This is a genomic window from aff. Roholtiella sp. LEGE 12411, assembly GCF_015206995.1.
Classification (GTDB): domain Bacteria; phylum Cyanobacteriota; class Cyanobacteriia; order Cyanobacteriales; family Nostocaceae; genus Komarekiella.
This window is the reverse complement of the sequence record NZ_JADEXR010000203.1, coordinates 1-9,090: the sequence shown is the minus strand read 5'-3', so window position 1 is coordinate 9,090 and position 9,090 is coordinate 1. Positions and strand designations below refer to the sequence as shown.

At 42.5% G+C, this 9,090-nt stretch carries 8 protein-coding genes and 2 pseudogenes; 1 reads left to right on the top strand and 9 read right to left on the bottom strand.

Annotation, left to right across the window (positions count from 1 at the left end; all coding sequences use genetic code 11):
- Nucleotides 1-36 precede the first annotated feature (36 nt).
- The 7 genes from ilvA to IQ246_RS27030 all read right to left on the bottom strand — a co-directional run bounded on the left by ilvA (nucleotide 37) and on the right by IQ246_RS27030 (nucleotide 7,721).
- The gene (gene ilvA, locus IQ246_RS27060) at nucleotides 37-1,548 is read right to left on the bottom strand and encodes a threonine ammonia-lyase, biosynthetic (protein WP_194006382.1); all 1,512 of its coding nucleotides are present in this window, start codon (nucleotides 1,546-1,548) and stop codon (nucleotides 37-39) included.
- A 175-nt stretch (nucleotides 1,549-1,723) separates the two neighbouring features.
- Nucleotides 1,724-2,077, bottom strand: a complete 354-nt coding sequence (locus tag IQ246_RS27055; RefSeq protein ID WP_194006381.1) for a type II toxin-antitoxin system RelE/ParE family toxin — start codon at nucleotides 2,075-2,077, stop codon at nucleotides 1,724-1,726.
- On the bottom strand, nucleotides 2,067-2,309 hold the full coding sequence (locus tag IQ246_RS27050) for a hypothetical protein (protein ID WP_194006380.1): 243 nt from the start codon (nucleotides 2,307-2,309) through the stop codon (nucleotides 2,067-2,069). The genes IQ246_RS27055 and IQ246_RS27050 overlap by 11 nt, the downstream gene beginning before the upstream one ends.
- 125 nt (nucleotides 2,310-2,434) lie before the next feature.
- A complete protein-coding gene (gene speB / locus IQ246_RS27045) occupies nucleotides 2,435-3,478 on the bottom strand; it encodes an agmatinase SpeB (protein WP_194006379.1) in 1,044 nt (347 codons plus the stop codon).
- A gap of 168 nt (nucleotides 3,479-3,646) precedes the next feature.
- Nucleotides 3,647-5,320, bottom strand: a complete 1,674-nt coding sequence (locus IQ246_RS27040; RefSeq protein WP_194006378.1) for an RluA family pseudouridine synthase — start codon at nucleotides 5,318-5,320, stop codon at nucleotides 3,647-3,649.
- A 608-nt stretch (nucleotides 5,321-5,928) separates the two neighbouring features.
- The gene (locus IQ246_RS27035) at nucleotides 5,929-6,534 is read right to left on the bottom strand and encodes an exopolysaccharide biosynthesis protein (protein WP_194006377.1); all 606 of its coding nucleotides are present in this window, start codon (nucleotides 6,532-6,534) and stop codon (nucleotides 5,929-5,931) included.
- A gap of 287 nt (nucleotides 6,535-6,821) precedes the next feature.
- On the bottom strand, nucleotides 6,822-7,721 hold the full coding sequence (locus IQ246_RS27030; RefSeq protein WP_194006376.1) for a lipid kinase: 900 nt from the start codon (nucleotides 7,719-7,721) through the stop codon (nucleotides 6,822-6,824).
- Between the two features lie 145 nt (nucleotides 7,722-7,866).
- Here IQ246_RS27030 and IQ246_RS27025 point away from each other — a divergent pair, with 145 nt between their 5' ends.
- A complete protein-coding gene (locus IQ246_RS27025) occupies nucleotides 7,867-8,511 on the top strand; it encodes a TIGR02117 family protein (protein ID WP_244142174.1) in 645 nt (214 codons plus the stop codon).
- Nucleotides 8,512-8,756: 245 nt separating this feature from the next.
- On the opposite strand, the pseudogene IQ246_RS27020 reads toward IQ246_RS27025, so the two are convergent.
- Nucleotides 8,757-8,867: pseudogene (locus IQ246_RS27020) on the bottom strand (cupin domain-containing protein); the annotation flags it as partial.
- A 38-nt stretch (nucleotides 8,868-8,905) separates the two neighbouring features.
- A pseudogene (locus tag IQ246_RS27015) lies at nucleotides 8,906-9,090 on the bottom strand (RNA-guided endonuclease TnpB family protein); the annotation flags it as partial.

Below are 9,090 nucleotides of genomic sequence, written 5' to 3'. Positions count from 1 at the left end.
CCAATGCCCAATCCCCAATGCCCCATGCCCAATCCCCTATCCCAAAAACAGCTTGTATGCGGGGTTTTGATTCTCATCCCAATAGCGATAGCCAAGAGTATCCAGAAAAGCCTGCCACTCTGCCATCTCTTGGGGAGGAACTTGGATACCGATGACAATTCGCCCGTAGTCTGACCCATTGTTGCGGTAGTGGAACATACTGATATTCCAGTTTGGACTCATGGAAGTGACGAATTTCATCAACGCGCCGGGACGTTCTGGAAACTCAAAACGATAGAGTAACTCATTGTGGGCGAGAGGAGAATGCCCACCAACCATGTGGCGTAGGTGTAATTTTGTCAGTTCGTCATCAGTTAAGTCAATAGTTTTAAACCCGCAGGCTTCAAAAGTTTCCGCCATCTTTACCGCGTCAGCACGGTTTTGAATTTGTACACCCACAAAAATATGAGCTTCTCTTTGATCAGCAATGCGATAGTTAAACTCAGTTAGATTGCGTTTACCAATACATTCACAAAACTGGCGAATACTGCCCCGTTCTTCGGGAATTGTAACTGCAAATATGGCTTCGCGGCGTTCGCCAAATTCTGCCCGTTCTGCCACAAAACGCAAGCGATCAAAATTCATATTAGCGCCGCAGGCTACAGCAATCAAAGTTTGTCCCTGAATTTGCTCCCGTTCTGCGTAGGCTTTGGCCGCTGCGATCGCCAATGCACCTGCTGGTTCTAAAATGGAGCGTGTATCCTCAAACACATCTTTTATTGCAGCACAAATATCATCCGTGTCCACCAAAATGATGTCATCTACATACTGCTGACACAAACGAAAAGTTTCCTCACCAACTTCCCGCACCGCTACCCCATCAGCAAATAAGCCTACTTGCGGCAATCGCACCCGATGTCCAGCTTTCAGCGATTGATACATAGCATTAGCATCTATCGGCTCAACGCCAATGATCTTAATTTCCGGACGCAACCGTTTTACATACGCCCCAATCCCAGAAATTAATCCGCCACCGCCAATTGCTACAAAAATTGCATGAATGGGTTGCTGACATTGCCGCAGAATCTCCATGCCAATTGTCCCCTGTCCAGCAATCACATAAGGATCATCAAAGGGGTGAATAAAGGTTAGTCCCTTTTCGGCTTCCAGTTGACGGGCGTAAGTGTATGCATCATCGTAGGTATCCCCATGCAACACAACCTCTCCCCCGCGTGCTTTAACCGCGTCTACCTTGACTTGGGGTGTAGTCACTGGCATAACGATCATCGCTTTTGTTCCTAACTGACGAGCACCAAGAGCGACCCCTTGGGCATGATTACCAGCAGATGCCGCAATTACACCTTGTGCTAGCAAATCTGTTGACAGGTTAACCATTTTATTGTAAGCACCCCGCAGCTTAAAGGAAAATACTGACTGCATATCCTCTCGCTTGAGCAGGAGTTTATTATTTAGTCGTGCAGACAGATTTGGAGCATACTCCAGTGGTGTTTCCTGGGCAACATCGTACACACGGGCAGTCAGGATTTGTACCAGGTAGTCGCAATACATGGGTGTCAAGGGTTAGCAAATGACGGATGGATGATCATTTTACCGCTACTTGTGTACCTGTTTTGCGGGGGTTATTTGCGATCGCTTATCATCACTACCAGAAAGCCACAGCAATTTAGATCGTCATGTTCATTGAAAGCGGCGGGAAAGCTCAACCCAAGAGTGGGCGTGGTTTTTATTCCTGTTCAAACTCAGCCAATATCTGCTGAATTTCTTCTGCTGCAATATCTTCTTGCTCGGATTTGGAGTAAATAGTAACTAAGATGATGTTAGTGTTGGTTTTGACATAATATATCAGCCGATATCCACCACTTTTACCCTTTTGGATATTCCTATTTTTTATTCGTACCTTAAAAATTGCATAACCTACGCCAGGTATTTGGTCGCCTGGTAGTTCTCCAGATTGAAGCTGCTCAATAGTGGGCTGAATATCGGTGCGAATACCACGGTATTTCTTCGCTAAAATCCGCAAGTTACGTTGGAATTTAGCAGTTACCTCAACCTGAATAAATGGTGAGTCATTCTGCATCAATTCCTTCCCACAGTTGAGAAACAGGTAAAGTGTTTCCCCTCATAGCATCATACCAACCCTGGCGAAAACTTTCGATAGCGGATTCAGATATTTCCTCATCTTCTTTATCAGCTTCTTCAGAGAGCAGTACAATTACTTTGACGCGGGTATGCTTGTCAACAATTAACGGTACATCTAATGAGAGTTGACCCTGGTCATCCACAGTTCCCATGACTTCAATAGCTTTCATTACTCCTCCATTGAGATTTTCCTTCACTACTTACGTTAGCGCAGCGGTAGCGAGTCGCGTTCGCTTTTAGCGTCTCGTAGAGAGCCTCACTACGAATTACTAATTATTTGGTCATCCCCTATGTTCTATGTTTGATGCTGAGATAAATCCATCAAATTCGCTAGCTTATAAACAATCCGCGCACCTACATTACCATCCCATTCAGCGTCGCCAACTTCGCAGATATCAAAGCCAATAATTTTGCGATCGCTATTTACTAATTCACGGAACAGACAAAAAGTTTGCTCCAATTCCAGTCCACCAGGAACAGGAGTACCTGTACTCGGACAGAGTTTTGGATCAAGACCATCTACGTCAAAACTAATATGAACGTATTCCGGCAAATGACTAATCATTTCTCGGCATAAATCAATCCATGTCGTGCCAGCGTAAAGTTTTTGTTTAATGGCTGGGTCATAATAAGCAACGATGCGACTATTCGATTGGTTAATTATTTGTACTTCATCATGACAAATATCGCGCAAGCCTACCTGTACTAACTTAGAAATTTGCGGCAGCTTCATCGCATTAAACATAATGGATGCATGAGAGAACTCAAATCCCTCGTAGGCATCGCGTAAGTCTGCGTGTGCGTCAATGTGCAAAATGCCAAAGTTGGAATATTTAGCTGCTAATGCTTGGTAATAACCCAAAGGTGAACTGTGATCACCCCCAATTACTGCAACTTGCTTCCCCTTGTTAATTGCTTCTTGGCATTGTGTAAACAGCCATTTATTTACCTGTTGACAAGCTTGATTAATTTCTGTCAGAACAGGTGTTAAATCTGGTGTATCTGCCAGTTGTTTACCTTGCGCTAATCGTTCGATAATTTTTGCGGCTTGGGCGCGATAGTATTTGTTTTTCTCTAAAATATCTTGGGGAATTTCTGGCATAAAAATTCCCTGTTTCCAGCCATCAGGGTGATCGAAATCAAACAAATCCAGTTGAGTCGAAGCGTCCAAAATTTGCTGTGGCCCGTTGGCGGTGCCAGCACCATAGGAAACGGTAACTTCCCACGGTACGCCAAAGACAATCAGATTGGCAGATTCGTAATCGAATGGCAAACCCAAAAGGTTGCCATTGATTTCACCTACGGCGCTGGGATTGTAGTCTTGGAGTTGATTACTCATAGAGCATTTTCTGAATTTACGTGGGTAGAACACCTGGATTGCTTTAGCACAGATTATATTCTTTGGCAAATTGCGCTGTTCCATTGTAATCAAAAATCAAAATTTCTTCATTTATGCAGACAGCAACAAAATCCGCGGCTTGTAAGTGTCCTTTTGTCTACCCAGTTTTCAAAACGGCGTCTTTGTTGTTATATGTAGTATTTGGCCCGATTGTGGATGTTCAAAGCGAAGTTCTCTGGCATGAAGATGTAACCGACTTGTAACAGTACGACATCCATAGAGGCGATCGCCTAAAATAATTACCCCAAGTCCTTGCGAATCGGCAGCGTGAACCCTCAACTGATGAGTGCGTCCTGTAAGTGGTATAAACTCTACACGAGTATACTCCCCTTCTCTGGCTATAACCTGAAATTTAGTCAAGCTGGGTTTACCGCGCTGCCAATCGACTTGCTGATAGGGACGATTCTCAGGATCTCCCCACAGTGGTAGTTCAATTACACCTTGCTCGGGTGTCACTAAACCGCAAAGTAAAGCTTCATAGACCTTGTAAACTTGTCGTTGTTGAAACTGTTGACTCAGTTGGCGATGAGTTTGGCGATCGCGAGCCAGCAAGATTATACCAGAAGTTTCCTGATCCAGGCGATGCACAGCCGCCAGCGCCATACCATACAGATGACGTAAACGACTCACGACACTATCTTGGCGATCGCTATAACGACCGGGTACTGATAGTAGTCCTGGGGGTTTGTTCACAGCAATCAGCCATTCATCTTCATAAACAATGGGAAACTTAGTAAAAGAGAGTGAGAGAGTGAAATTCTCCCCCTCCCTCCCTCTTTGCCTTGGAGGCAATCCTGAGAGCAGAAACCCCATCAATGGCTGACAGCGCTCCATGCAGGCCCCATAGAATTTTCCCTGAACTTTGTCTTGGTTCACTGAGGAGGCTCCCCACCAAAATTCCGCCATTGCCAATGGTTTTAAACTATATGTTGCCGCATAGTGCAGTAGTTTGGGAGCACAACAGTCTCCTGTTCCAGTAGGTATAGAGGCTCCTGGTATCAGTTGCTGCAACGATAGGGATTGACCGGAAAAATTAGTCAGGCTGTAAGCAGCGTGCATCTGAGCCTGCAATTGCTGGGATAAGGCTTTACGCTGTTGTTTGAGTTCACGCATCCGTTCATCCGTCGCTGTAATCAGCTGCTTGAGCGGCTGTAACACTTCATTTTGCTGGCGTTTGAGTTGCCGTCGCTCAATTCCATGTAAACGGCTTTCTGCGTTGAGTTGTTCTAAGGCAATAGTCAGTGCTTCCCCAGTGAGAGTTTCGTATAGTAGCTGACGTTTTTCCTGCCGTTGATGTTTGCAATGTCCATGGCGATCGCTCATTTGTTGCAATTGTTGCTCAAACTCGCGCACGAGCATTTCGTACTGTTGCCGTTCAGTCAGTTGCTTCAGGGTAATAAGTTCTTGCTTGATGGCATCTAATTGGGCTAATGTGCGGGCTTCCTCTAGAGCAACTTGGCTTCGTCCGGGAATTGGCGGTACCCAGCCATCAAAAATACTATAACCATTTAGAAGACCAGAGAAAGCTTTTAGTACGCGTTGTTCACCAGTAGGTAGTTCAACTAGTAATATGCCATACATCTTGCTCTCACGATTATAAAGGTCATTTTTGGCGAGGTATTGCATCAAACCAGATGCGATCGCTTCGGCCATTGGGGTGCGGGGCAGGCTTAGAGCTTCACCACTTTGAGGACAATATCCTTGGTAGTAATAGCTAGGAGATAAATTGTTGACTGCACAATTAGAATTCATGAAATCTGAAAGTGCGTGTAGAACTACCATACAAGGCATGATTTCTAATTGGGCTGATTTCTATATCTGAAATTATTGCATCACATATTATACGGAGCAACTTTCAATTTCCCTGACAGAGAAAGGAGCGATCGCAACATTTACACAGAATGGTACTAATAAAAATGGCGATCGCTACTCTTTCAGCAACAAATCATCTCGTTTTTTAATCCAAACCAGCGATCGCTTTTCTCAATTCTTCCTGATGCAGCGATCAACAAAGCGGATATATAGATAGTAGATGCACCTTAATTAAATTACAGCCTTCAGCTTTTAGTTGGGGGCTTTTTTTACTAATTTTTTATTACTTAGTCATGGCAATTGTATGATTCTAAAAAACTTTTTTATAAATCGAATTTGTCCTGATACAGCAATGACTTAGCTGGATAAATAAATAGTAGATGCACCCTTATAAATTATTGCTCTCAGCCTTTGGTTGGGGGCTTTTATTATATCAATTTCTAATTGCTGAGCATTGATAAAAAACCTTTTTTTGTCCAGTTAATTTTTCCCGGATATCGTGAAAAACAAAGCGAACAAATAGATGGTAGATGCACCCTTATAAATTACTGCTCTCAGTCTTTGGCTGGGAGCTTTTATTATTTAAATATAGATGGTAGCCAACTAGGAGCTAACCACAATGCATAACCAATGAATGCAAACAGTAAGGTAATCAAAGCAGTGATAACGTAGCTGACACAAATTAACAAACCGTCAGATTCGATAGTAGCAACTGCTAAAAGTAAAATGCCTACGGTGGGAATGGGATTTGTAAAGGGGATTGGTAACATGAGCAATAGTGTTAACCAAGAAATACAAAACCCATTGATTCGCCAAGTCAGAGGATTATGGGCTATTTTCGCTAACCGAGGACGGGCTATTTTTTGCAACACTTTAGTCAGACGTCCCAGGTTTTGCAAAAGAAGCTGGGCAAAGGAGCGAGGGAATTTGTAGTTAGCGATTCTTTTGGGTAGCCAAGGCGATCGCCTCCCCAAAACCATCTGCACTGACAACAGCAAGCAAGCAGCACCAAAAGGGCCAGCCAAGCCCGGTGGCATAGGAAACAAAAAGGGCAAAACTAATAATGCAATTACCAGGCTAAATCCCCGTTCGGAAGTTTCTGCCAAAATATCGCCTAAAGTCAGCGATTTTTCAGATAAGCGTTGCAACAGGGACTTAATGTCTTGAGAAAATCTCAGATGCATTTGGCAAAGTACATTGAACAACAGAAATCATGAAAACACGATAAATCCTGTAGCTAGCTTTCATCCCCTGTCTGAAGCACAAAGTACACTAATTTTCAGGGGCTTTCAGCTTTTACCTTGTAAATGGGGAATGGGAAAAAAGGGAGTTAGAAGTGTACGCAGTTTTTTCTAAAATCAAATAGAAATTCTATACAAGTAGAAGTAAAACCAAAACTAATCATTAAAATACCAAATTTTATTAGGTAGCTTAAGGAAAGGGCAAAGTAGGCACAGAGAATAATAAATGACTATTGACCATTGACTATATTGATTTGTTCTGGAGGTACTAAAACAGTTATTGCTTTAGGTATAACACGGAAATGGGCAGGGGTGTAGGTAGTAATTTCACCATCGGTATTTATCGGGCGTGGTTTACGTGTATAAACCTCTATTTCCTGTCCATGAAGGGCGCGGACTTCCCGCCAATGTATATGTCGCCCTTGTCTCATCGCTGGCAATAATAGTATAATTTGCCACCAATGCTCAATTTCTAAACTATAAAGATCTAGCCTTTGGTCGTCTATTGTGGCATCATGAACTATTGCCATGCCACCACCGTAATAACGACCATTACCCACGGCAATTTGTAAGGTTTTGACGCGAAGCGATTTACCGTTGAGCACAATCTCCGCACTAAAAGGTCGTGCTTCCCAAATTACTTGTAATGCAGTGGCAGCATAAGCTAATATTCCCCAACGGCGTTTGACTTCTTTGGTCAGTCTCTGGGTAATTTTCACACTTAGCCCCAAACTGGCAACGTTGAAAAAGTGCTTACCATTTACCCATCCTAAGTCGATGCGTCGCAAATCTCCATAGGCAATAATTTTGCAAGCTTCGGATAGAGAGTTGGGGATTCCCAAAGTCCTCGCCAGATCGTTTGCAGTTCCCAAAGGCAAGATTCCCAAGGGCAACTGGGTATCAACTAAAGCATCTACTGCGGCATTAAGAGTGCCATCTCCACCACCAACAATTACCAAATCAACTTGATGCTGGTAGCGAAGTATAACTTCAGAAAGATGTTTAGGATCTTCTGTAGACTCCTCGATTAAATTAAAGCCGAGTGTCTCAAGATAATGAATCGCTTCCGACAGACTTTTTTGTCCTTGGCGAGCGTGACGATTTATCAACAGCAGTGCGCGGGAACTCATGGGTAGTGCCCTTTGTAATCTAAATGTCCAATTGTCCGCATCCATAGACTCTGCTTGGAGTTTACTATAAAAAAGTGTTTAGGTTGTTATGCGAGTTACCAATAATTCAGTTTGTCAACACTTATTGTGTCGTTACTGCTACTTTTTGAGTTTTGTTTTCTTTAGTTTAGCTTTATTAGCGATCGCTGCGTTAATACCTAGGAAATGGAGTGATTACTCACAACAGCGCTGTAATTTAAATATTTGTGTTTCTAATACAGGAATTCATTCTAATATTATAGTGCCAATCAAAAATAATGTTTTTAATTGGTCGGAAAATATCTTGCTAGATGGAATAGGTATAGATACAATTAGTAATTATACTTATTTAAGTTTTGGCTGGGGAGATCGTGATTTTTATATGTCAACCCCTTCTTTAAGAGATATCAACTTATCTACGACTTTGAAAGCGCTATTTCTACCAACTTCTTCTGTTATGGATGTTAAAGGTTATCAATCAATACCTAATTATTTGGAAGTAAAATGTATTAAAATTAGTCAAATAGATTATTTGCGATTAATGGAATTTATCCAGGCTACTTTTCAAGTAGATGCCAAGGGGAGAAAAATTCGCTTGGGTGATGGTCACACTACCAATGCTGGGTTTTACGCAGCGAATGGCAGCTACTCGGTATTGAGAACCTGTAATTCCTGGACAGGAGAAGGTTTGAGAAAAGCTAATGTTAATACTCCTCTATGGGATGGACTATCTTTTGCTATTATGTGGCACTTAAGAAGTAGTTGTGATTAATGCTAGATACAGTATATTTCTTCAGGATTATTAAAAACATAAGTTGTTTACAGTGTCACAGGCGATCGCACTTTTATATATAGTGAGTTGCCACAGTACCAATCTCAAATAGAGAAAGCTATTGAATTGTGATCATCGAGAACATTTTATATATTTTCCAGTTCACTTGTTTGATATTTTATGCATTATTATAAAATTTAATGACGCGATTAGTCGCGTCTGGAAGTATGGTAAAAAACCAATAATTACGCCTTTTCCACCCGCAAACCAAAGTAAGTGAGAACAAGCTCAGTTGAGCCAGTATTAACAATTTCGTGAACTTCTCCCAGTTCTACTGCTACACACATTCCTGGAATTGACACTCCCCGGCATAAATGCACGGGGATTCTTGAATCTAAGACATAACTTGCTCAATCAGGCTTTCGCCAAAAAGAGTAGAGGTTTCATCTCCCCAAGCGTTGCCTACATCTAGTGCAGAGGTTCCGATATGCCCTACCGTACCCAATCCTCGACTAAGGATATTTCTAGCTGCGTTTTCATCCCTATCCATCACACATCCACACGAACATACATGGGTTC